General features: G+C 62.2%; 23 protein-coding genes and 3 tRNA genes. 12 read left to right on the forward strand and 14 right to left on the reverse strand.

Annotation, left to right across the window (positions count from 1 at the left end):
* Position 1 precedes the first annotated feature (1 nt).
* From secF to yajC, 3 genes are read right to left on the reverse strand one after another with little or no spacing between them, the layout of a single operon-like run.
* The gene (secF, locus tag ACSH0F_RS10025) at positions 2–979 is read right to left on the reverse strand and encodes a protein translocase subunit SecF (protein ID WP_435202370.1); all 978 of its coding nucleotides are present in this window, start codon (positions 977–979) and stop codon (positions 2–4) included.
* 13 nt (positions 980–992) lie between these two features.
* On the reverse strand, positions 993–2,591 hold the full coding sequence (secD, locus tag ACSH0F_RS10030) for a protein translocase subunit SecD (RefSeq protein WP_435202372.1): 1,599 nt from the start codon (positions 2,589–2,591) through the stop codon (positions 993–995).
* A gap of 19 nt (positions 2,592–2,610) precedes the next feature.
* Entirely contained in the window at positions 2,611–2,937 is a 327-nt protein-coding gene (gene yajC, locus ACSH0F_RS10035) for a preprotein translocase subunit YajC (protein WP_278327153.1), read from the reverse strand.
* Between the two features lie 220 nt (positions 2,938–3,157).
* On the opposite strand from yajC, the gene ACSH0F_RS10040 reads away from it, so the two are divergent.
* A tRNA-Pro gene (locus ACSH0F_RS10040) sits at positions 3,158–3,234 on the forward strand.
* A 134-nt stretch (positions 3,235–3,368) separates the two neighbouring features.
* Positions 3,369–3,782 (forward strand): holin family protein, encoded by a 414-nt coding sequence (locus ACSH0F_RS10045; RefSeq protein WP_435202374.1) that lies wholly within the window; start codon positions 3,369–3,371, stop codon positions 3,780–3,782.
* Between the two features lie 117 nt (positions 3,783–3,899).
* On the opposite strand, the gene ACSH0F_RS10050 is transcribed toward ACSH0F_RS10045, so the two are convergent.
* Positions 3,900–4,178, reverse strand: coding sequence for a GIY-YIG nuclease family protein (locus ACSH0F_RS10050; RefSeq protein WP_435202376.1), 279 nt, complete (start codon positions 4,176–4,178; stop codon positions 3,900–3,902).
* Between the two features lie 150 nt (positions 4,179–4,328).
* On the opposite strand from ACSH0F_RS10050, the gene aroQ reads away from it, so the two are divergent.
* The 3 genes from aroQ (at position 4,329) to accC (ending at position 6,692) form a co-directional block, all read left to right on the forward strand.
* The gene (gene aroQ / locus ACSH0F_RS10055; protein WP_435202378.1) at positions 4,329–4,763 is read left to right on the forward strand and encodes a type II 3-dehydroquinate dehydratase; all 435 of its coding nucleotides are present in this window, start codon (positions 4,329–4,331) and stop codon (positions 4,761–4,763) included.
* A gap of 73 nt (positions 4,764–4,836) precedes the next feature.
* Positions 4,837–5,331, forward strand: a complete 495-nt coding sequence (gene accB / locus ACSH0F_RS10060) for an acetyl-CoA carboxylase biotin carboxyl carrier protein (protein ID WP_435202380.1) — start codon at positions 4,837–4,839, stop codon at positions 5,329–5,331.
* Between the two features lie 8 nt (positions 5,332–5,339).
* A complete protein-coding gene (gene accC / locus ACSH0F_RS10065; RefSeq protein ID WP_435202382.1) occupies positions 5,340–6,692 on the forward strand; it encodes an acetyl-CoA carboxylase biotin carboxylase subunit in 1,353 nt (450 codons plus the stop codon).
* Positions 6,693–6,719: 27 nt separating this feature from the next.
* Here the strand turns inward: accC and ACSH0F_RS10070 are convergent, their stop codons facing one another.
* The 7 genes from ACSH0F_RS10070 to ACSH0F_RS10100 all read right to left on the reverse strand — a co-directional run bounded on the left by ACSH0F_RS10070 (position 6,720) and on the right by ACSH0F_RS10100 (position 11,481).
* The gene (locus ACSH0F_RS10070; RefSeq protein WP_435202384.1) at positions 6,720–7,070 is read right to left on the reverse strand and encodes a c-type cytochrome; all 351 of its coding nucleotides are present in this window, start codon (positions 7,068–7,070) and stop codon (positions 6,720–6,722) included.
* Positions 7,071–7,292 carry a hypothetical protein gene (locus ACSH0F_RS10075; protein ID WP_435202386.1) on the reverse strand — a complete coding sequence of 74 codons (222 nt, stop codon included), beginning with the start codon at positions 7,290–7,292 and terminating at the stop codon, positions 7,071–7,073.
* On the reverse strand, positions 7,289–8,857 hold the full coding sequence (locus tag ACSH0F_RS10080; protein WP_435202388.1) for an FAD-dependent oxidoreductase: 1,569 nt from the start codon (positions 8,855–8,857) through the stop codon (positions 7,289–7,291). The genes ACSH0F_RS10075 and ACSH0F_RS10080 overlap by 4 nt, the downstream gene beginning before the upstream one ends.
* 1 nt (position 8,858) lies before the next feature.
* On the reverse strand, positions 8,859–9,377 hold the full coding sequence (locus ACSH0F_RS10085; RefSeq protein WP_435202390.1) for a hypothetical protein: 519 nt from the start codon (positions 9,375–9,377) through the stop codon (positions 8,859–8,861).
* Positions 9,378–9,461: 84 nt separating this feature from the next.
* Positions 9,462–10,256, reverse strand: a complete 795-nt coding sequence (locus ACSH0F_RS10090) for a class II aldolase/adducin family protein (protein ID WP_435202392.1) — start codon at positions 10,254–10,256, stop codon at positions 9,462–9,464.
* A gap of 316 nt (positions 10,257–10,572) precedes the next feature.
* On the reverse strand, positions 10,573–11,001 hold the full coding sequence (locus tag ACSH0F_RS10095; protein WP_435202394.1) for a GFA family protein: 429 nt from the start codon (positions 10,999–11,001) through the stop codon (positions 10,573–10,575).
* Between the two features lie 12 nt (positions 11,002–11,013).
* Positions 11,014–11,481: an Lrp/AsnC family transcriptional regulator gene (locus ACSH0F_RS10100; RefSeq protein ID WP_278327162.1), complete on the reverse strand. Its 468-nt coding sequence runs from the start codon at positions 11,479–11,481 to the stop codon at positions 11,014–11,016.
* 230 nt (positions 11,482–11,711) lie between these two features.
* Between ACSH0F_RS10100 and ACSH0F_RS10105 the strand changes: the two genes are divergently transcribed.
* From ACSH0F_RS10105 to ACSH0F_RS10120, 4 genes are all read left to right on the forward strand, one after another.
* Positions 11,712–13,487 carry a sensor histidine kinase gene (locus ACSH0F_RS10105; RefSeq protein WP_435202397.1) on the forward strand — a complete coding sequence of 592 codons (1,776 nt, stop codon included), beginning with the start codon at positions 11,712–11,714 and terminating at the stop codon, positions 13,485–13,487.
* Positions 13,488–13,522: 35 nt separating this feature from the next.
* Positions 13,523–14,524: a polysaccharide deacetylase family protein gene (locus tag ACSH0F_RS10110; RefSeq protein ID WP_435203155.1), complete on the forward strand. Its 1,002-nt coding sequence runs from the start codon at positions 13,523–13,525 to the stop codon at positions 14,522–14,524.
* 57 nt (positions 14,525–14,581) lie between these two features.
* A tRNA-Ile gene (locus tag ACSH0F_RS10115) sits at positions 14,582–14,658 on the forward strand.
* 27 nt (positions 14,659–14,685) lie between these two features.
* Positions 14,686–14,762: transfer RNA gene (locus tag ACSH0F_RS10120), tRNA-Pro, on the forward strand.
* A gap of 39 nt (positions 14,763–14,801) precedes the next feature.
* Here the strand turns inward: ACSH0F_RS10120 and ACSH0F_RS10125 are convergent.
* A complete protein-coding gene (locus ACSH0F_RS10125; RefSeq protein ID WP_435202399.1) occupies positions 14,802–15,425 on the reverse strand; it encodes a glutathione S-transferase family protein in 624 nt (207 codons plus the stop codon).
* A gap of 61 nt (positions 15,426–15,486) precedes the next feature.
* Between ACSH0F_RS10125 and ACSH0F_RS10130 the strand changes: the two genes are divergently transcribed.
* Entirely contained in the window at positions 15,487–16,830 is a 1,344-nt protein-coding gene (locus tag ACSH0F_RS10130; RefSeq protein WP_435202401.1) for an MATE family efflux transporter, read from the forward strand.
* Here ACSH0F_RS10130 and ACSH0F_RS10135 read toward each other — a convergent pair.
* Complete coding sequence (locus ACSH0F_RS10135; protein ID WP_435202403.1) at positions 16,802–17,959, reverse strand: diguanylate cyclase; 1,158 nt, start codon at positions 17,957–17,959, stop codon at positions 16,802–16,804. The two genes, ACSH0F_RS10130 and ACSH0F_RS10135, sit on opposite strands and share 29 nt — an antisense overlap.
* A 313-nt stretch (positions 17,960–18,272) precedes the next feature.
* Here ACSH0F_RS10135 and ettA point away from each other — a divergent pair, with 313 nt between their 5' ends.
* Positions 18,273–19,946 (forward strand): energy-dependent translational throttle protein EttA, encoded by a 1,674-nt coding sequence (gene ettA / locus ACSH0F_RS10140; RefSeq protein ID WP_278327167.1) that lies wholly within the window; start codon positions 18,273–18,275, stop codon positions 19,944–19,946.
* An 81-nt stretch (positions 19,947–20,027) separates the two neighbouring features.
* Here the strand turns inward: ettA and ACSH0F_RS10145 are convergent, their stop codons facing one another.
* The gene (locus ACSH0F_RS10145) at positions 20,028–20,648 is read right to left on the reverse strand and encodes a hypothetical protein (RefSeq protein WP_435202406.1); all 621 of its coding nucleotides are present in this window, start codon (positions 20,646–20,648) and stop codon (positions 20,028–20,030) included.
* A 438-nt stretch (positions 20,649–21,086) separates the two neighbouring features.
* On the opposite strand from ACSH0F_RS10145, the gene ACSH0F_RS10150 reads away from it, so the two are divergent.
* Positions 21,087–21,524, forward strand: a complete 438-nt coding sequence (locus ACSH0F_RS10150; protein WP_435202408.1) for an FKBP-type peptidyl-prolyl cis-trans isomerase — start codon at positions 21,087–21,089, stop codon at positions 21,522–21,524.
* Positions 21,525–21,540 lie beyond the last annotated feature (16 nt).

A 21,540-nucleotide genomic window follows, 5' to 3' on the forward strand; every position in this document is an offset into this window, starting at 1 on the left:
CCTAGACGACGCCGCGTGCTTTCTTCTCCTGCACGTCGGCAACCGTCTCCTCCGGCACGAAGCTGTCGCTGGTGACACCAAGCCAGACCAGGATCGGCGCGGCCATATAGACCGAGCTGTATGTCCCCACGAACAGGCCGAGCGTGATGCCTGCAACCATGCCGAACAGGCTGGCCGGGCCAAAGATGAGCAACGGCAACAGCGCAACGAACAGCGTCAGCGAGGTCATCACGGTACGCGCCAGCGTCTCGTTCACAGACAGGTCCAGCAGCTCGGGCAGCGGCATCTTGCGATACTTCTTCAGGTTCTCGCGGATACGGTCGTAGATGACGATGGTATCGTTCAGCGAATAACCGATAATCGCGAGGATCGCGGCAATGATCTGCAGGCTGAATTCCAGCTGGAAGAGCGCGAACATGCCCAGCGTCAGGCTGACGTCGTGAAACAGTGCGAAGAGCGCGCCGACGCCGAATTGCCATTCGAACCGGATCCAGATGTAGAGCGCGATCGCGGCCATGGCAGCCAGCAACGCATAGATCGCAGTCATGCGGAACTCGCCCGACACCTTGCCGGACACATTGTCGTTCCCGTCGAGGCGGAAGTCGGGATATTCCGCCTGCAACGTGCTCACGACCTCATTGGCGGCTTCCTGCGCGGCTTCCTGATCGGCAGCAACATCGTCGGGCAAGCGCACGCGGATCGAGACCTGGTTGTCCTCGCCGAAGCGCTGGACGACGGGGGAACCATAGCCGAGCGCTTCGACGTCGTCGCGCAGCTGCGCCACCGGTGCCTCGGCGCTTTGCGTGAAGGTGGCGCGCACTTCCAAGCCGCCAGCGAAATCGACGCCGTAATTGAGGCCCTTGGTCATCACCAGCGCCCAGCTCGCCGCGATCAGCAGGATACTGACCACGAAGAACGGGATGCGCCACTTGAGGAACTTGATGTTCGTATTGTCGGGGACGAGTTTTAGAAGTCGCATATCTCGCCTCCTCCTATAGGTTCAGATCGCTGGGCCGCGCCTTGCGCAGCCAGGCGGCGACCCACATGCGGGTGAGCGTCACCGCGGTGAAGACGCTGGTAAACAGGCCGATGATCAGCACCACCGCAAAGCCGCGGATCGGGCCGGAGCCGAACAGGAACAGCAATACACCAGCGATGAAGTTGGTGACATTCGCATCGTAAATGGCGCGGCTGGCTTCCTTGTAGCCGGTTTCGACCGCAGCGACCACGCGGCGGCCCCGCGCGCGTTCTTCGCGGATACGCTCGTTGATCAGCACGTTGGCGTCCACCGCCGCGCCGATGGTGAGTACGAAGCCGGCGATGCCCGGCAGGGTCAGCGTGGTGCCAAGCCCCGCCATGATCCCGAGCAACATCAATATGTTGATGACCAGAGCTATCGTCGCATAGACCCCGAAGCGGCCGTAGCTCGCGATCATCAGCGCGATGACCAGCAGCGAGCCGATGGCCATGGCCAGCATGCCGCTGCGGATCGAGTCGGCGCCAAGATCGGGTCCGACGGTGCGTTCCTCGACCACGGCCAGCTCCACCGGCAGTGCGCCGGAGCGCAGCGAGATGGCGAGGCGGTTAGCCGTTTCGACGCTGAATCCACCGGAAATCTGCGCGGTCCCGCCACGGATCGGTTCGTTGATATTGGGGGCGGACAAGACCTGTCCATCGAGTATGATAGCGAAGGGTTTACCGACGTTTTCGGTCGTCAGCTTGGCAAAGCGACGGCCGCCATCGCTATCGAACTGGATTGTAACCACAGGTTCGTTGGTCTGCGGATCGAAGCTTTGCTGCGCGCCGGTGAGATTGTCGCCGCGGATACCACCCAGGCGACGCACGGCGAGATTCTGCCCGGCAAAGTCGGAGGTCTCGGCGTATGGATAAATCTCGCTTCCCGGAGGCGCGCGTCCTTCGGCCACATCGCTCGGCAGGGCGTTCTGGTCGACCAGCTTGAATTCCAGCTCGGCCGTTTCACCCAGCAGCGCCTTCAACTGGTCCGGATCTTCGAGACCCGGCACCTGCACCACGATACGTGTATCGCCCTGGCGGATAATCGTCGGTTCGCGCGTGCCGAGTTCGTCGATACGCTTGCGGATGACCTCGATCGCGCTTTCCATCGCGTCGTTCACGGCAGTATCGGTGCCGTCTGCCGTGGGCGAGAGGATCATGCGATTGCCGTCCTCCATCGTCAGATCCCACTCGCGAACGAGGCCGGTTCCGTTGATCGACGGCAGCATGACTTCGCGCGCCTGGTCCATCTGCGAGGGATCGTCGAGGATGAAGCTCAGCTGCCCGCCACGGGTCGAAACGTCGCCGATGCGGATGCGCGGCTCGGCATTGCGCATCAGGCTGCGGACGTTCTCCTCCATGTTCTCGAGCCGCTGCGCCGCGACATCGGCGGGATCGGCTTCCAGGAGGATGTGGCTACCGCCGGCAAGGTCGAGGCCGAGGTTGACCATCGGCTGCGGCAGCGCGTCGGGCCAGCGAACGCTGGTCGCCGACAGCAGCGAGGGCAGCGCAGCGAGCATGGCGATGATCGCGATGGACCACAGCCAGACCTTACGCCAGGTGGGAAAATCGAGCATGTTTGCTTTGGTCCCCGGCTCAGTCGTTTGCAGCGGGCTTGCCGCGCGAGGACAGCACTTCGCCGATGGTGGTGCGGACTGCTTTCACGGTCATGCCCTTGGCGAGTTCGACATGGACGAAGTGATCCTCGACCTTGGTGATCTTGCCGACGAGGCCGCCCTGCGTGACGACTTCATCGCCCTTCTGGAGGCCGGCGACACGCTCGCGATGCTGCTTCTGCTGGCGCATCTGCGGCCGGATGATCAGGAACCAGAGGATCAGCAGCATGCCGAGCGGCAGGATCCAGCCGGTCCATGCGGGAGGCGCGCTTCCAGCGGAACCGGCGGCGGCAAGAAGATCGAGCATTGAAATATACCTGTCGAAATGAATGAACGACCGGTCGCAGATGGGCGGCGAACGCAGGCCGTTCAAGCCCGCCCCGCACCCTCACGTCCGAAGTGCGGGCGCGGTTAGCAGCAATGCCGGGCACTAGCAACGAATTGGACGCGAGGCCGTGTGCAAACTTGCACAGACAGGCGCTTGCCATGCACGGACGTGCCGCCTATAGGGCCGCCTCCACTGGTTTCGGGATGTAGCGCAGCCTGGTAGCGCACCATACTGGGGGTGTGGGGGTCGCTGGTTCGAATCCAGTCATCCCGACCAGTGGTTTCCCTCCTTTCGAACAGTTTTTGCCAGCGGTGCCGCTTCGCCGCCGGCCACGCATCCTTGGAACCCCTTTCCTACACGAACCGATCTGGTTAGCTATCGCTCCGTTCCTAACCGACGGAGACAGCGCCATGCCCCTCATCGATTCGCTCATCGGCCCAATCGCCTCGATCATCGACAAGGTGGTCCCGGACAAGGAAGCGCGCGCCAAGGCCAAGCTCGAACTCATCGCCTTGGAGGGAACGCAGGAACTGAAGGCCATCGAAGCGCGCCTCTCCGCCATCGTCGCCGAGGCGCAGAGCGCCGATCCCTGGACCAGCCGCGCCCGCCCCAGCTTCCTCTACGTGATGTATGCGCTGATCCTCTTCAGCGTGCCGATGGGCGTGATCGCCGCCTTCGACGCGCAGGCCGCGCACGACATCGGCACCGGCATGACCCGCTATCTCGCGGCGCTGCCGGATGCGCTGTATGCGCTGTTTGGCACGGGCTACCTCGGCTACACGGCGGCGCGGCAGTGGGGGAAGGTGAAGGGAACTGACCAGTAATGGTATCGTGATTGCGCGTGTTGGCTGGTCTACCAACATAAGACTTAAATCAGCCGCCCAAACCCGCTCAGCCTGAGCTTGTCGAAGGCCACGCGCTATCCTTAGCTCCAAGCACCATTACATTTGCCGGTTCCGGGCGAGCACCCAGATCCTTTCCCAATCTGGCGATAAGGGCCCGCTTTTTTGCCCTGCTCCAGCCTTTGAACTGCCGCTCAGCATCGAAAGTTCGTCGCGCGTGGAGAAATCCTGCGACCATTCGAGCAAGACAGGCAGCCGACCGGCGGCGTACCCGCCTAGCGTCTCGGAGCGATTTTGCGCCACGCGGTATTCCAAGTCTTCGGTGTGCCCGACGTAACTGCCATCGTGGCAGCGCAGCAGATAGTCGAAGAACGTCATCCCTTGCCTTCAGGATTGGCGCGTGGCCTTCGACAAGCTCAGGCTGAGCGGGGTGGGAAAATAACAGCTAAGCTATTAATAACGCCGCTGATGGGATCTTAAGCTGGCTGCCACCTTCTCACCCACCCGTTCTCCCGCTAACCCACTCCCATGACGCCCACCGTCTTCGTCCTCAACGGCCCGAACCTCAACCTCCTCGGCACGCGCGAGCCGGAGATTTACGGCTCCGACACGCTCGACGATATCGCCCGGATGCTCGAGGAGAAGGCGCAGGAGCTCGGCCTTGCCATCGACATGCGGCAGACCAATCACGAGGGCGTGCTGGTCGACTGGCTGCACGAGGCGCGCGAGGCCGGGGCGAAGGCGGTTTTGCTCAATGCCGGGGCCTATACCCACACCTCCATCGCGCTTCTGGACGCGATCAAGGCGATCGGCGTGCCGGTGATCGAAGTGCACCTCTCCGACCCCGCGAAACGCGAGGAATTCCGCCACATATCCTATGTCGGAATGGGCGCGGTGGACGAGGTCAAGGGCCTGGGCCCCCGCGGCTATGCCGTAGCGTTGGAGAAGGCTGCGGCACTCTAAAACCAAACCGCCACCCCTTGTCTTGCGCGCCGCTGCGGCGCATAGGCGCTGCAAAGCTACAACAAGGGTAACCATGGCCGATCACAAGGGCAGCGCCGGCAAGTCCGGTATGAACATCGACATCGTAATGGTCCGCGAACTGGCGGAAATGCTGGCCGACACCGGCCTCACCGAAATCGAAGTGGAAGACGGCGACCGCATGATCCGCGTATCGCGCGGCGGCGGCGTGGCGATGGCTCCGGCGCAGGTGGCCGCTCCGGCAGCGTTACCCGCAGCCGCTCCCGCCCCTGCATCTGCCGCTCCCACCCCTGAAGCGGCGCCCGCTGCGGATCATGCCGGTGCAATCAAATCGCCCATGGTCGGCACCGTCTATCTCGCGCCCGAGCCGGGAGCGTCGGACTTCGTCAAGGTCGGCGACAGCGTGAAGGAAGGCCAGACCCTCGTCATCGTCGAGGCGATGAAGGTGATGAACCCGATAACTGCCGACAAAGCCGGCACGGTCAAGGCGATCCTCGTCGAGAACGCCCAGCCGGTCGAATTCGACCAGCCGCTCGTCGTCATCGGCTGAGGTTTCCCGTGTCAGATATCAAACGTATCCTCATCGCCAATCGCGGCGAAATCGCGCTGCGTATCCACCGCGCGGCGCATGAAATGGGCATCGAGACGGTCGCGGTGCACTCCACCGCCGACGCCGATGCGATGCACGTCCGCCTCGCCGACCATGCGATCTGCATCGGCCCGCCAAGCGCGACCGACAGCTATCTCAACATTGCCAACATCATCTCGGCCGCGGAAATCGCCGAAGCGGATGCGATCCACCCGGGCTACGGCTTCCTCTCCGAAAACGCCAAGTTCGCCGAGATCGTCGAGGCACACGACATCAAGTGGATCGGCCCCAAGCCCGAACACATCCGCACCATGGGCGACAAGGTCGCAGCCAAGAAGAGCGCCGGCGACCTCGGCCTGCCTTTGGTGCCCGGCTCCGCAGGCGCGGTCTCCGACGTCGACGAGGCGCGCGAGATCGCCGAGGAGATCGGCTATCCCGTCATCATCAAGGCCGCCAGCGGCGGCGGCGGGCGCGGGATGAAGGTCTGCGAGAGCGAGGACCAGCTCGAAACGCTGATGCAGCAGGCCGGCAGCGAGGCGAAGGCCGCCTTCGGCGATGCCACCGTCTATATCGAAAAATACCTCGGCAATCCGCGGCACATCGAGTTCCAGGTGTTCGGCGACGGCGAAGGCAATGCCATTCACCTGGGCGAACGCGACTGCTCGCTCCAGCGGCGACACCAGAAGGTGCTCGAGGAAGCGCCCTCCCCCGTCATCACCCACGAAGAGCGCATGCGCATGGGCGAAGTCTGCTCGAAGGCGATGCGCGACATGGGCTATCGCGGCGCGGGCACGATCGAATTCCTGTGGGAAAACGGCGAGTTCTACTTCATCGAGATGAACACCCGCCTGCAGGTGGAGCACCCGGTCACCGAGGCCATTACCGGCGTCGACCTGGTGCGCGAACAGATCCGCATCGCGGCGGGCAAGTCCCTGTCGGTCACGCAGGACGAGATCGAATTCAAGGGCCACGCGATCGAGTGCCGCATCAATGCGGAAGACCCATTCACCTTCGCGCCCAGCCCCGGCAAGGTCACTCATTATCACCCTGCCGGCGGCATGCATGTGCGCGTCGATAGCGGTCTCTACGCCGGCTACTCGATCCCGCCTTACTACGACAGCATGATCGCCAAGCTGATCGTCTACGGCCGAGACCGCGACCGCTGCATGATGCGCCTGAAGCGCGCGCTGGAAGAGATGGTGGTCGAGGGTGTGAAAACGAACATCCCGCTGCACCAGGAACTGCTGCTGCAGGAGGACGTCCGGACCGGCGACTACACGATCAAATGGCTCGAGAACTGGCTGAAGGAGCGCGAGGATTAGGGAACCTCGCGCATCGCAGCCAGATATCTACTGGGATCGTAGATACTCCGCGACGTTGTTGGCTTCTTCCTCGTTAAGACCGGCAAAGGCCATGTTCGTCCCTTCGACCACAGCATTCGGGTCCTGGAGAAATGCGGCCACGGTTTCCTTGTCCCAAACGATGCCCGATTGCTTCATCGCATCGGAGTAAGCGAAACTGTCGAGCGAGCCCGCACGGCGGCCAATAATACCATTGAGCGTCGGCGCGATTTCCGTGACGTGACATGCCGCGCAATTGCGTTGGAAAACCAGTTCTCCAGCCTTGGCTGCATCGCTATCGATGCTCGGGCCGCAGGCAGTCAACAGCAGCCCGAAGGAAACACAGAAGAAAGTTCGCATCTATTTCTTCCTTTTTCTCACGAAGATTACGGCAGCTGCCATTAAAACGCCGGTAATACCGTAAAGGATCAAGCCGACCCCTGCATAGAGCAGAAAAAATATCGCTACAGCGGCAATTGTAAGTAGAACCGCAAGAAACAGATAGGCTCTGCCGAGCCCGGCGAGCAGCACACCAAGCGGTGGAAAGATGAGCGCCACAAAAGCTGCCAGTGCAGTCTTCATGCCTCTACCCTTCCGATATGATCCGCTAGTCGCAACGATAGAGCTATCAGCATCATCGTCGGCCCCGAATAACCAGCCGAGGGAAACAGAGAGCTTCCGGCCATGTACAGATTGTCCACACCGAACACCTGAGAATCCGAATTGCAGACGCCGTTTGTGGGATCCGATGCCATCCGGGTTGTGCCTATATTGTGATAGTGACCCAGGAAACGACTTTCGACGAGCGATCGATCGATAGTTTCGAGCTGGAACCTTCCCCAGCCCAAAGCCGACACTTCGCGTGCCATCAGTTCCTGGGCTCTGGCCAGGGTGTCGATGTCGTAATCGCTGATCTTGAAATCGAGGTCCGCGATTCTCGAACCCAAGACGTCCGTATTTTCCGACAGGACTACGCGGCAATCCGCATTTGGCGCCTGTTCGATCCGATGCTCCAGATCGTAATGGTCGGGTACGAACCGCCCAGGGGATCGCTTGGAATAGGCGAGCTTCAACGCGCCGATGGGATCTGTCGCCACGGCAGCCAGATCGCGGAGATATTGCAGAGACCCCGGCTCGAAAAAGCCTGCTTGGACATTTTCGAAGCTCGACCGATTAGTTTCGGAAAGAAAACGCGGAATAAATCGCAGGTAATACTGTAATAGCCCGCTCTTCTGCAGTTCCTTGTCCGTAAAGCCGAGGTTCGCGTTCAGACGCTCCTTCCTCAACACCATGCGATCATACAATTTCGGGAAGGACGCGGAGGGATAAAACCTCGAGGCGGTGATGTATATGTGATCCATGAAATGTCGACCGACATGGTCCGACGCGTTGCCGATCCCCTCTTTCGCGACGTCGTTCGACGACAGCAAGAGCCTGGCATTCTCGATTGCGTGGCAGGCGATTATGAACCTTTTCGCCCTGACCCTGAACGATCTGCCATTCAGCGTCCGGATCGCGATATGATCGACCGCGTTTCCGGATGGAACGAGATTGATGTTCGTCGCATTCGCGTGGAGGAAGATACGCACATTGGGATTGGCTTGCAGTTCGTCGCGATGGTTCTTGCCGAGCCTGATGTCTTCCGCAATTTGCGCGACCTTGGTTTCGAGAATCGGCGATTGCCTCTCGCCGAGGTCGTCGACGGCGAAACCCTTGTCTGCGATCAGCTTGGCAGGATCAAAGAAATCGTCGGCGATGCCCAGAGACGTTGCTGCCCTCGCGACATATGGGGCCAGATCGTCATGCGTGATCGGCCATCCCGGAAGCCCGACCTCCGGGCGCTCCATATAGTCAACCTCGTCATTCGCGCGGCAATAACCAGCCCAGTGGTTCGTCGTCCCACCGAAATACCGGAGGCGGCAAGCGGCCAGATTGAAATAGGGCAGACCGAGGTTCTGCCCAGCGTAGAGGGCCTGCGTGTCACCCTCAAGCTCCAGACCGCCGGACTCGATAAGGATCACCTCCCGATTGGCTTTGGACAGTTCCCGCGCAAGGGTTATTCCGGCTGCCCCGGCGCCGATGATCGCAATCGAACCTTCGACTTCTTCGCCGTCGAAGTCGGTCCTGGCATCAATGAAATCCGCCATGTTACGCTTTCGCCCAGCCGTTCGATTTAAGGATGTAACCAGCTTCCGTTTCCGAAAGCATGATGTTGTTCACTAAAATGGTCTGTCCGCTGCGATAATCCGCAGCAATCACAGCTTGTAGGTCGGACGGTTCCGGTTGGCTGTTCCCCACCCGCGCCGCAAGCCGCTGCTTTTGACCCTCATCGAGCGACCGATCGAGCCAGATCGCCAGCCTGGCAAGCCGGTCCGCCGCATCGCCCCGGAGAACCGCGCCCGATAGAACGGGAGCGCCTGCGGTAACGCCCACGACAGTGAATGCGGCGGCTATCGAACTTTTTTTGAAGAACGACCGGCGGGTTCCGCCCCAAACCCGCCCTCGCCATTTGCTAAACGTGCGCATTTCGATCCTGTAGCTCCATGGTTCCCCAGCCGGTTTGGAAAACGACCGCTCTCGTTCGGCGGCCAGTCGCGATGTGACGCCGACAGCCTTAAGGCAGCCAATGTGAGAGATAAAGCGTTCAGTATGTTCCTGACGTCGCACGTACATTTCCGACTAAAGGAAGCACTGTGTCGGGAGCGGTTCTGTGGCGCCGGGTGCCGGGCGAATCATATCCCGGCATAAATCTCAATCCCTGAAACTCGGATCGATCCGGTCCAGCTTGCGCAGCAATGCGGGCCAGGCGAGCCCGTCTGCGACCATGCCCATGCCGGCGGCGGGCGTCTGGCTCTCGACCTTTTGCGGCGTGCCCTGCGGGGGATTGTTCAGGTTCTCGCGGCCCACGCTCAGCATGCGGACCTGCGCGGTGCAGGCGCGCTCGATGAAATAGAGGCGAAGGAAACACTGGGCCACCGTCTTGCCGATCGCCAGCGTGCCGTGATTGCGCAGGATCATAGCGTGCTTGTCGCCCATGTCCTCGACCAGCCGCTCGCGCTCCTCGAGATCGGTCGCGATGCCTTCGTACTCGTGATAGGCGATGTCGTGGCGCGCGATCATGCCGGTTTGCGTGTGCTCCATCAGCCCTTCGGACATAGCGCTGACCGCCTGCCCGTCGGGCGTGTGGAGGTGCATCACGGCATGGGCGTCATCGCAATTCATGTGCAGCGCGGAATGGATCGTGAAACCGGCCGGATTAACCGGATGCGAGGTCTCGATCACCGGCTGGCCCTCGGTGTCGATCTTGACCAGGCTGGAGGCGGTGATCTCCTCGAACATCATGTCGTAGGGGTTGATCAGGAAGTGATGCTCCGGCCCCGGCACGCGCGCGGACAGGTGGGTAAAGATCAGATCGTCCCAGCCGTAGAGCGCCACCAGCCGGTAGGCCGCCGCGAGATCGACGCGGACCGCCCATTCCTCTTCGCTGACCGAGCCGCGAATGTGGCTGTCGTCATTGGCGGATTTGGTTTCGAGTACGGTGGCCATGGGTCTCTCTCCGGATGTAGCTTTGTGCGCACCGTACACGTCGGCGCCGCCCTGCTCAAATCCAAACCTTCGCGAAATCTGCCGCGAATTGGTGGTTCGACATGCAGGACCCTAAAAACCACTAGCCTTCATGCGTTTCGACGACACGCCTGCACCAAGACCTGTTGGTGAAACTGCGCGCCGGCAATTCAGAGGGTATCGACCTAATATCAAGGGTATCGAACTCATATCGGGCGAGGACGGCTTGCGGTGGCCGGCCGCCTTTTACGACGCCCTCCCCAACCGACCGGATCTGTCCACTATCGAGCAGTTGCGCTTAGTCGAAGGTGAAGCCTGCCGCTTCGGCCTCGGCGATGACCTCGGCGCCGGTCTGGCGGGGATGATCGCCTTGGATGCGACACCAGTCCGCAGCCTCGTCGACGAAGATTTCCTTCTCGATCGTGTGCGAGGAGGCCGCATCGAACAATCCGGCGGAGAAGCTCCGATTGCCGGTCGGCAGGAAGCGGAACCACAGGTGGCTGCCGCACGTCCCGCAAAAGGCTCGCTCAGCCCAGTCGCTCGAGCGGTAGACGCTGGCCTTGTCCTCGCCCTCGATCGTGACCGATTTACCCGTCTGCGCAGTATAGATCGCCCCGCTCCAGCGGCGGCACATGTTGCATTGACAGATCTCGATCTCGCGAGCGGGTGCTTCGATGGTGATCTCGACCGCTCCGCACAGGCAGTGTCCCCGCATTGTGTCGGTCATCGCAGCGCTTCCCTATTTACCCAGCGGCACGCCCGGCTCGCTCTTGCTGGTGCGGATCGTCAGGGACGTCTTCACACTCGCCACATTGGGCGCCGGAGTCAGCTTGCTGGTAAGGAATTCCTGGAAGCTTTGCAGATCCTTGCTGACGATCTTGATGATGAAATCGATCTCGCCGTTGAGCATGTGCACCTCGCGCACCTCTGGCAGGTCCCGCATGGCTTCCTCGAACTCGCGCAGCGCGTCCTCGGCCTGGCTCTTCAGGCTGACCATGGCGAAAACCGTGATCGAGAAGCCCAGCTTGCCCGGATCGAGATCGGCGTGATAGCCCTTGATCACGCCCTCGTCCTCCAGCGCGCGGACGCGGCGCAGGCACGGCGGAGCGGTCAGGCCGACCCGGTGGGCCAGCTCGACATTGGTAATGCGCCCTTCGGCCTGCAATTCGCCCAGCAGCTTGCGATCGATTTCGTCGAGATTGGCCATGACCCATGAGCCCCTAAAATGCGTTCATCCGTTATCCCGGTCCGGCATGCATCGCGAAATGTTAACAACGCATCTGGAGCCTCTTGGCTAACATTATTATCTTTGCCAGCAATTGTCCCGCTTTGCAACGCGAAGGCAAGTTTCCGTTCATCGTAAACCTTACACGGATAGAAAGCGAAAAAGCGTCATGGTTTACCCTTCGCAAACCTTGATGCTGCACCGGAGTATCCATGCATTTTGACGACCGCCTTGCCACAGTGTTGCGCCACCGCGCGACGGGCGAGCGTGCGGGCAAGACACAATTTCGCCAACTGATCGACCTGCTCGGCGAGCGTCCGCAGGCGGGCGACCCGGCGTTGAAGGCGGCGGCCTATCTGCGCCTGATCGCTCTAGCGGAGATGATCCCGGTCGATGAGCGCGCCCGCATCGTGGGCGAGAACGGCTGGCGTTTCCGCAATCCCGAACTGGTGAAATGGTTCGGCGAGGCGCATCCGAAGATCGCCGCCGCGGCGCTCTACCGCGCGCATCTGACGGGCCAGGAATGGGAAAGCCTCATCCCCCGCCTGCCGATCCGCGCGCGCGGCTTCCTGCGGCACCGTCGCGACCTGCCCGATGCTGCCGTGCGTGTGCTCGACCGGCTGGGCGTGCAGGACCGTGCACTGCCCCTACCCGACATCCTGGAGCTGCTGGACGAGGCGGAGCCGACCGAAGCGATCGAAGCCGTTCTGCCCGCAGAGCCACCGCCGCTGGTGCTGTCGGCAGCGAACGATGGCGACGACACAAAAACCGATGTCCCGGCGGATGGAGAGCCTGAAGTGGACGTTCCCGCCGCTGCTCCCGCCCCCTCTCCCGCCACGACCGGCGGCATCCGCGCCCTCGTCGACCGGATCGAGGCATATAAGCGTAACCGCGGAAGCACCGGCGGCGAGGCCCCGTCCCTGCCGATGGGCGAACCGGAGGCGGCGGTGCAGCGCAAGCCTGTCGCCACCTTCCTGTTCGGCACCGATGCCGAGGGCCGGATCGACTGGGCAGAAGATGGGATCGCGCCCATGGTGGTCGGTACCGCACTCGCCCAGCGGCGTGGGGATGGCGCGGGCGGAGACGAATTCGCCGCCGCTTTCCTCAATCGCAGACCTGTACGCAGCGCCACGCTGACGCTGCGCGGCGGCGAGGCCATCGCGGGCGAATGGACGGTCGATGCCGCGCCCCGCTTCACGCGCGGCGAGGGCCGGTTCTACGGCTATGTCGGACGCTTCCGCAGGGCTGTCGCGGCGAGCGACGACCGCCGCCATGACAGCGCCGACCGCCTGCGCCAGTTGCTCCACGAGCTGCGCACGCCAGTGAATGCGATGCAGGGCAATGCGGAGGTCATCCAGCAGCAGGTCTTCGGTCCCACCCCGCACGAATATCGCGCGCTCGCCGCTTCGATCGCGGGCGACAGCGCACGCATTCTTGCCGGCTTCGACGAACTCGACCGGCTGGCACGGCTCGAAACCGGCACGCTGGATCTGGAGCCCGGAACGGCGGATTTCGCCGCTATTGCCCATGCGCAGATCGACCAGCTGCAATCGGTTCTGAAGCCCCGCGTAGCCAGCTTCGCCACGCAGCTTGAAGCCGATGCCGCGCTGCTGCCAATAACGAGCGGCGATGCCGAGATGCTCGCCTGGCGCGTACTGGCCACGATCGCGAGCGCGACCGGTGCAGGCGAGACGATCAAGCTCTACTTGCGCACGGAAGACGGGCAGGCGACCCTGCGCGCCCAATTGCCGGCTACGCTGGCCAGCGCAAACGACGTCTTCTCTCACGAAGCGCGCGGCAGTACCGGAGCGGTAAGCGCCGGAATCTTCGGCGCGGGCTTCTCCCTCCGCCTTGCCCGCGCGGAGGCGCGCGCAGCGGGCGGCGAATTGTCGCGCGACGACCAGTGGTTGATCCTCTCGCTGCCACTCTTGACCGGGGAAGAGGCGCTGCCTAGCCCAGCCAATACGCCGGGTCGCGCGGCGGGCTGATCATCCGCCAGTGGACACGCCGGGGGGCAAGCGACATTCAACACGCGAATCTTCTCCAGCCGCCGTCGCGCAATCAGACCGTCCGCTTTGCACCCGATTTCGGGCAGCGGGCGCTTCTGACCGTCGATGCCGAGGAGGAATTCGACTGGACGGGCGATTTCTCGCGCCAGGGTTATACGCTCGACCACGTGCCGCGGATCGCGAAGTTCCAGCAGTTCTGCGGTTCGCTTGGGATTTCGCCGGTGTATCTGATCGACTGGCCCATCGCGCAGTCACCGATCGCGCAAGACATTATCGGCGGTGCTGTAGCCAGGGGCGAGGCCGAGGTGGGCGTCCAGCTGCATCCGTGGGTCAATCCCCCCTTCGACGAAGAACTGACCCGCCGCACCAGCTTTTCCGGCAATCTGCCGCTCGACCTCGAGCGCGCCAAATTCCGGGCCTTGCGCGATCTGATCGAGGAAAAATTCGGCGCCGTCCCCCGCATCTACCGCGCAGGTCGCTATGGCGTCGGGCCTGCAACCGCCGCGATGCTTTCGGAGACCGGTATCGCCATCGACAGTTCGGTGCGCTGCCGCTTCGATTACAGCGCCGAAGGCGGGCCCGATTTCCGCGGCCATCCTTGCACACCCTATTGGACCGATGCGCAACGCAAGCTGCTGGAGCTCCCGCTGACCACGGTCTATTGGGGCATGCTGCGCAAGCAGGGCGACGCGCTGTTTCCGCTCGCCCGGAACTCGGCAGTACTCACCAGTCTTTTTTCGCGGCTCGGTATGCTGGAGCGGATTGCGCTGACGCCCGAAGGCACGTCGGCGGACGAGGCGATAAAGGCCGTCGACATCGCGCTCGACGACGGGCTGCCGGTGCTCACGCTCAGCTTCCACAGCCCGTCATTGTCGCCGGGCCACACACCCTATGTGCGCAGCGAAGACGACCTCGACCGTTTCTACGACTGGTTGCGGACTGTCTATGCCTACCTCGACCAGCGCGGTGTTCGGTCGACGACGGTTGCGGAAATCATCGATTCCGTCGTCGTCTAGCGGCTTGCCAGTCCGACGCCGTGCCGCTAGGCGCTTGCCTCCGCATGCGGTGCATGGGGGCCTGTAGCTCAGTTGGTTAGAGCTGGCCGCTCATAACGGCTAGGTCGCGGGTTCGAGTCCTGCCGGGCCCACCATCTATAGCGAATTGCGGGACATCCGGTCGGGGAGTGGCGCAGCCTGGTAGCGCACTTGTTTTGGGTACAAGGGGTCGCTGGTTCGAATCCAGTCTCCCCGACCATTTGTCTTTAAGCTTGTTCTGCTCGAGCTGGGCGCACGCTTAGAGGGGCTCCATGTCCTGCCGGGCGAGAGCCTGCTTCACGCCCTCGTCCTCCTGCATGCGAGTGCGGAATGCCCGCAGGGTCGGGTAGTCGTCGATCGACAGCGGGGTCTGCTCGATCCACCGCGTGACGACATAGAGATAGGCATCGGCGAAGCTGCGCTCGGATAGATACCACTCGCTATCGGCCTCCTGGAAATTGGCTTCCAAGCGCTCGAAATGTTTACGCAGCTTGTCGTAAGCCGCTGCCTTCACTTCGTCTTGTGCGTCGTTGCTTTCAGCATAGGTTTTCGCGGCGAAATGCGGTCCGAAATCGGCATGCACTTCACTTGTGAGGTAAGATAGCGCCTCGGCTTCCTTGCGCCCCAGTACCTTGTCGCGTGCATAGCCCTCGGTGCCGTATTCCGCGCCGAGCCAGCTCAGGATCGCTGCGGCCTCGGTCAGGACGTCGCCGTCTTCGAACGCAACGGCAGGCACCTTCCCCTTGGGATTGATCGCGAGATATTCGTCCTTCTTGTGGTCGCCATAGGCCATGTTCTTCACCTCGACGGGAGCATCCAGCCATGCAACCGCGATATTGGTGGCAAGGGCACAGGTGCCGGGCATCGTGTAAAGTGTGGGCATATTATCGTCCTCGGGTTTCGGTGGTCTTGCGTTCAATGGCCCGCTCCTGTCTCAAGTTCCGGTGAGCGCGACCTCGACACCTGCCAAACTCGATCGGACGGCGATCCTGGCGATCTGGGCCATCGCCCTTCCTGCAATGGTCACCAATGTTGCGACTGCGCTGATCGGGATTGGCGACATGTGGATTGTCGGCCAGCTTGGCGACGCCCCCACGCAAGGTGCGGTCGATGTCGGCGCCAAGCTGTTCGCGGCGCTGTTCACGGTCATGAATTTCCTGAAGACCGGCACGACCGGCCTCGTCGCGCAAACCGGCACGCGGTCGGGTCCGGCAGAGCAGGTAGCTGTGCTGATCCGCGGGCTGGTGGTCGGCCTCGCCATCGCTGCGTTGCTCCTCATAGCCAAACCGATCCTGCTGCCTGCACTGCTCGACGCGCTGGGCGCGCAAGGCGAGGTTCGCACTGCTGCCGTGATCTATGCCGACATCCGCTACTGGAGCGCCCCCGCAGTGCTCGCCAATTTCGCCATGGTCGGTTTCCTCGTCGGGCGGCGGCGGATGAAGACGGTGCTGGCGATCGAGGTGGGCTACAACCTCCTCAACGTCGCGCTCGGGTTGTGGCTGGCGCTGGGCCTCGAGTGGGGCATTGCCGGGATCGGTTGGTCGAGCTTCATCGCGGAATTCGCCAAGCTGGCTGCCTGTGTCGCAATCGTCGTTGCACTTACCGGATCGGACCTTCGCGATGCAGTCCGTGACCGTGCTTCGATCTCGCTTGCGGCGCTTAAACCCTTTCTCTCGGTCAATCGCGACCTGTTCCTGCGGACCGTGATCCTGATGGTCGCAATCTCGGCCCTCACGCGGCTCGGCGCGGAGCGCGGTGCAGTGGTGCTGGCCGCCAACGGCATCCTCTATCAGCTGTTCGTGTTCTCCGCGCTGTTGCTCGACGGGTTCGAGAATGCGGCGCAGGTACTCAATGGCGAGCGGCATGGCGAAGACGACCGCGACGGCTTCTTGACTTATATGCGTGCTATCCTGCTGCGCGGGCTCGGCATTGCCGCAATCCTGGCCGGAGTTTTTGCCGTCGCCGGTGGCTGGATCCTCGGGTCATTTGCAGCGACCGAGGCAGTGGCTGTCGAGGCTCGCGCTCTCGTGCCATGGCTGGTGGTCATACCGTTTGCGGGCGTTGCCGGGTTCGTGCTCGACGGCGTGTTCGTCGGGGCCAGCTGGACGCGCGCCCTGCTGCTCAGCATGGCAGGAGCGTCCGTAGGCTATGCGCTTTTACTGTGGGTTACCTGGCCGCTGGGAAACGACGGCTTGTGGCTGTCTTTCGTGGCGTTCCTGGTGCTCAGAGCGATGCTGCAGCTGGCCCTGATCCCGCGGCTCATGCGCGCTGCGCGTCCTTCGGCCTGAACTCGGTCACGACGTTCGCCTTCTTCTCGCGGCAGACGCGGTTGCGACCGCTTTCCTTGGCACGGTAAAGTTCGGCATCGGCACGTGCGAACAGCTTGCCATAGCCCTCGCCCGCCTCGCGCCCGGCAACGCCGAAGCTGGCAGACAGGCGGTTGTTACTCGGCATACCCGGCACCGCCGTCTCCGAGAACCGCCGGCGGACGCGCTCGGCCATCGCCTCCGCGCGTTCATCATCGCAATTCCATGCGAGGATACAGAACTCCTCGCCGCCGATGCGCCCGGCAATATCGCTGTTACGGATCATGTCGGCAATGACGCCCCCGAACGCTGCGATCGCCTTGTCGCCGACCTGGTGGCCGTAGACGTCATTCACCGCCTTGAAGTGATCGATATCGGCGACCACCAGCCCCACTGGTACGCCTTCCTGCTTGGCCCGCTCGATGATGGCGATTGCGTCCTGCTCGAAAGCGCGGCGCGCGCGCAGGCCGGTGAGCATATCGCGTTCCCCGCGCTCACGTTCGGCAATCACCATGTCCCATGCGCACGCCCCGATCAGGGCCACGCCGGTCATCAGCGAGGCGACCGTCACCGCCACGCTCAGCACCGAGTAATAGATGGACTCGCGATAGGCCGATGCGTCCGATCCACCCGCGATGATCAGCGTCAACACCGGCCGGACGAGAAAATTGACGGCCGCGAAAGCGAATAGCACCGCAATCAGCGTGTCGATTGCATTGCGGCGTTGCACGTTGAACAGCGCCATCGTGCCGATGACCATCATCACGCCATAGCCCGTATTGATGATGTAGAGCCGCGGCCCCGTATCGTTCGACAGGAATATAGCCGCGGCCAGCGTGAGGGCGGAGATCACGTAGACCACGGCCAGCGCCCGGATCGAGACATGCTGCCCCACGCGCTTCGCGGCTGCCCAGATCAAAGCGCCCGTCCCCAGCGTATAAAGCACCTGCGTTGCGTGAAAGACGTAGAACGCCCCCGGATCGGGCACGAGATGGGTGACCAAGAAACCGAGGCCGAGGCAGAAATAGGCGGACGCAAAGCCGAGCACGTATGAACCCATGTTCCCGCGCTTCCACAGCACGAGAAACATCGCCATGAAAATCAATGCCATGGCCGGTGTAATAAGTCCGAGTATCTGCTCGCGCATGATGTCGCGTAAAACCCCCTGTCGGCGTCCTAGAGACCGTTACTTAATAAGTCCTCACTTTTTTCTTGGTTTTGTCCGGAAATCCCGAACGAAATCAGTGGCTGCATGCAACCCGATGCAAGCTCGCCCCGCAAGAACGTCGGACGCCCTGTGATATCGGGCAACGGTTCTCGCACACCGCGCTTGCCCCTGCGCCCTGCGGCCATTATCTGGCCCAACATACCTGCCGGGCGCGCGCCGTCCGCTTATCCCATTTAGATCACGAAGGACCCGCCCGATGGCCGCGCAATACGCATTCGTCATGAAGGACATGACCAAGACTTTCCCCGGCGCGCAGAAGCCGGTGCTGAGCAATATCAACCTGCAGTTCTATCGCGGGGCGAAGATCGGCATCGTCGGGCCTAACGGCGCGGGCAAGTCCACCCTCATCAAGATCATGGCCGGCATCGATACCGACATTTCGGGCGAGGCCTGGCCGGGCGAGAACATCACTGTAGGCTATCTGGAGCAGGAACCCGAGCTGGACGAGAGCAAGACCGTGCTCGAAAACGTCAAGGACGGTGCGCGCGACATCGCCGACAAGGTCGATGAATACAACGCGATCGCCGCGCAGATGGCCGAACCCGATGCCGATTTCGAAGCGCTGGGCGACAAGATGGCCGCGCTCCAGACCGAAATCGACGCAGTCGACGGCTGGACGCTCGACAACCAGCTCGAAATCGCGATGGAGGCCCTGCGCTGCCCGCCGGGCGACAGCCCCGTCACCGATCTTTCGGGCGGCGAGAAACGCCGTGTCGCGCTGACCCGCCTGCTGATCCAGAAGCCCGACATCCTGCTGCTGGACGAGCCGACCAACCACCTCGATGCCGAAAGCGTCGAATGGCTCGAAAACCACCTCAAGGAATATGCCGGCGCCGTGCTGATGATCACCCACGATCGCTACTTCCTCGACAATGTGGTGGAGTGGATCCTCGAACTCGACCGCGGCAGCTACTATCCGTACGAAGGCAATTACTCGACCTATCTCGAAAAGAAGGCCAAGCGGCTCGAGCAGGAAAGCCGCGAGGAAAGCGGGCGGCAGAAATCGCTCAGCCGTGAGCTCGAATGGATCCGGCAGACGCCGTCTGCGCGCCAGACCAAGTCCAAGGCGCGTATCCGCAAGTTCGAAGAACTCCAGGAAAGCCAGAAGGACCGCAAGCCGGGCAAGGCGCAGATCGTCATCCAGGTGCCCGAACGGCTCGGCGGCAAGGTGATCGAGGCCAAGGGCCTGACCAAGTCCTATGGTGACAAGCTGCTCTTCGAAAACCTCGACTTCATGCTGCCCCCGGGCGGCATCGTCGGCGTGATCGGGCCGAACGGCGCAGGCAAATCCACCCTGTTCAAGATCATCACCGGGCAGGAGGAACCCGACAGCGGCAGCATCGAGATCGGCAGCACCGTCCACCTCGGCTATGTCGACCAGAGCCGCGACGACCTGAACCCGAAGAACAACGTGTGGGAGGAAATCTCCGACGGGCTCGACTACATGAAGGTCAACGGCCACGACACCTCCACGCGGGCCTACGTCGGCGCGTTCAACTTCAAGGGCGCGGACCAGCAGAAGAACGTCGGCAAGCTGTCGGGCGGCGAACGCAACCGCGTGCACATGGCCAAGATGCTGAAGGAAGGCGGCAACGTGCTGCTGCTGGACGAGCCGACCAACGACCTCGACGTGGAAACGCTCGGCGCGCTGGAAGAGGCGATCGAGAACTTCGCCGGCTGCGCCGTGGTCATCTCGCACGACCGCTTCTTCCTCGACCGCCTTGCAACGCACATCCTCGCCTTCGAAGGCAACAGCCACGTCGAATGGTTCGAAGGCAACTTCGAAGCTTACGAGGAGGACAAGCGGCGCAGGCTGGGCGATGCTGCGGATCGGCCGACACGGCTGGCGTACAAGAAGCTGACGCGATAATTGGCCCGCTGCGGGTCGTTAGCAGACTGGCAGCTAGCGACCCGATTGCGGACGTTCAAATGCGCCAGCGATGGATATGGATTATCGCTGGTGTTTGGCGGGTTCGAGCGAGATAATCTGGTCAACGATCATTAGGTGCTCGTAGCTGGCGGTGTGGCCAAAGTTCCCTGGCACCTTGGTTCGTCTACCCACAAACTCGATGCGATGGATACCATCAGGCAGGTTGTCATCCAGTTCAACGTTATCCGCGAACTCAAGCCAAATGCCGCGCTTTGCCATCCAATCGCACGTATCTGCTGGGTCAGGACAGAAGTTAGTCCATTCCCACCCGTGCTCCCAAAGACCACTCCATCGCTCTGCAGGTAGCATTTCATAGCAGTCAGGGTCATCAGGGCGCCACTCGATGAAACCACCAAAGCGAACCTCGTTCAAGCAGGTTTGGACCATGCCCGGATGGGATTCCCGGAACGCGGCAAACTCATCATCCGAGATAGCAGGTTCAGGTTGCTCGCAACCGAGAAGTAGCGCCAGCAAAGGTAGGACAAAGATAGCTTTCACCAAACGACTATGAAACGCTTCGCTGCCGATGACAATTAGACGCACTCGCTTGGTCCGCTTTCCACCCCACAGAAAGACATTGGGAAGAATCCGTCGACTACCTGAGAGCGGACGTTGGGTTTGCGCTTCGGCATAACAGGCCACTTTCGCCTTCGGCCCGCGTTAGTTGATCCTCGCAAACCAAACGTGGTATCCTCTCGGCCAGCCTCTTTGATCAGGCCGCCGCTTTCCTACCTAGCGTCTCGCTGATACCGAGGTAATCCTCTTTGGCAGACGAGGTCTGTATTTCTTGACACCAATGCTTGCCCCCCGGGGGGGGGGGGGGGATATCCAAGTTTGGCACGCTGCGAATTGAACTGGCCTACTGTTTACAAACGATTTTTTGGCGATCGCAATAGACGACAGGGTGTCGCCTTTGTCGCCACTGTGTCGCTTTCGTCCCGCTCTCCCGCCTCGCTCCGCCGCTGCGTTTGACACCCCCCACCCGGGTTTGACACAATAGCGCCCAACGCGCTCGATCCACGAGCGCTTTCCCGAGCGGCGCATCCCTCGCGCCGCGAACACGAAATTCAAAGGAATACCATGACCACACCCAGCAACGGTGACACCGTGACCATCGACTACGTCCTCAAGCGCGGCGACGGGCAGGAGATCGGCAATACGTCCGAAGTCGGCCCGCAGACCGTCCAGCTTGGCGCAGGCCAGATCTTCCCGGCGATCGAGGAAGCGCTGACCGGCATGGAAGTCGGCGACAGCAAGACCGTTTCCATCGCCAGCGACAACGCCTTCGGCCCGCGCCGCGAGGAGCTGGTGATCGACATCCCGCGCGCCAACCTGCCCGCAGAGCCCGCTCCGCAGCCGGGCATGGCCATGCAGGCGCAGACGCCCGAGGGCCAGCCGATGACGCTCTACATCCTCGAAGTGGGCGACGAGCAGGTGAAGGCCGACGGCAACCACCCGCTCGCCGGCGAGGACGTGACCTTCGACCTCACCCTGCGCGACATAAAGCAGGCCGCCTGATGCGCCGGGTTCGGTC

This window comes from Qipengyuania sp. 902 (assembly GCF_051195295.1).
Taxonomy (GTDB): domain Bacteria; phylum Pseudomonadota; class Alphaproteobacteria; order Sphingomonadales; family Sphingomonadaceae; genus Qipengyuania.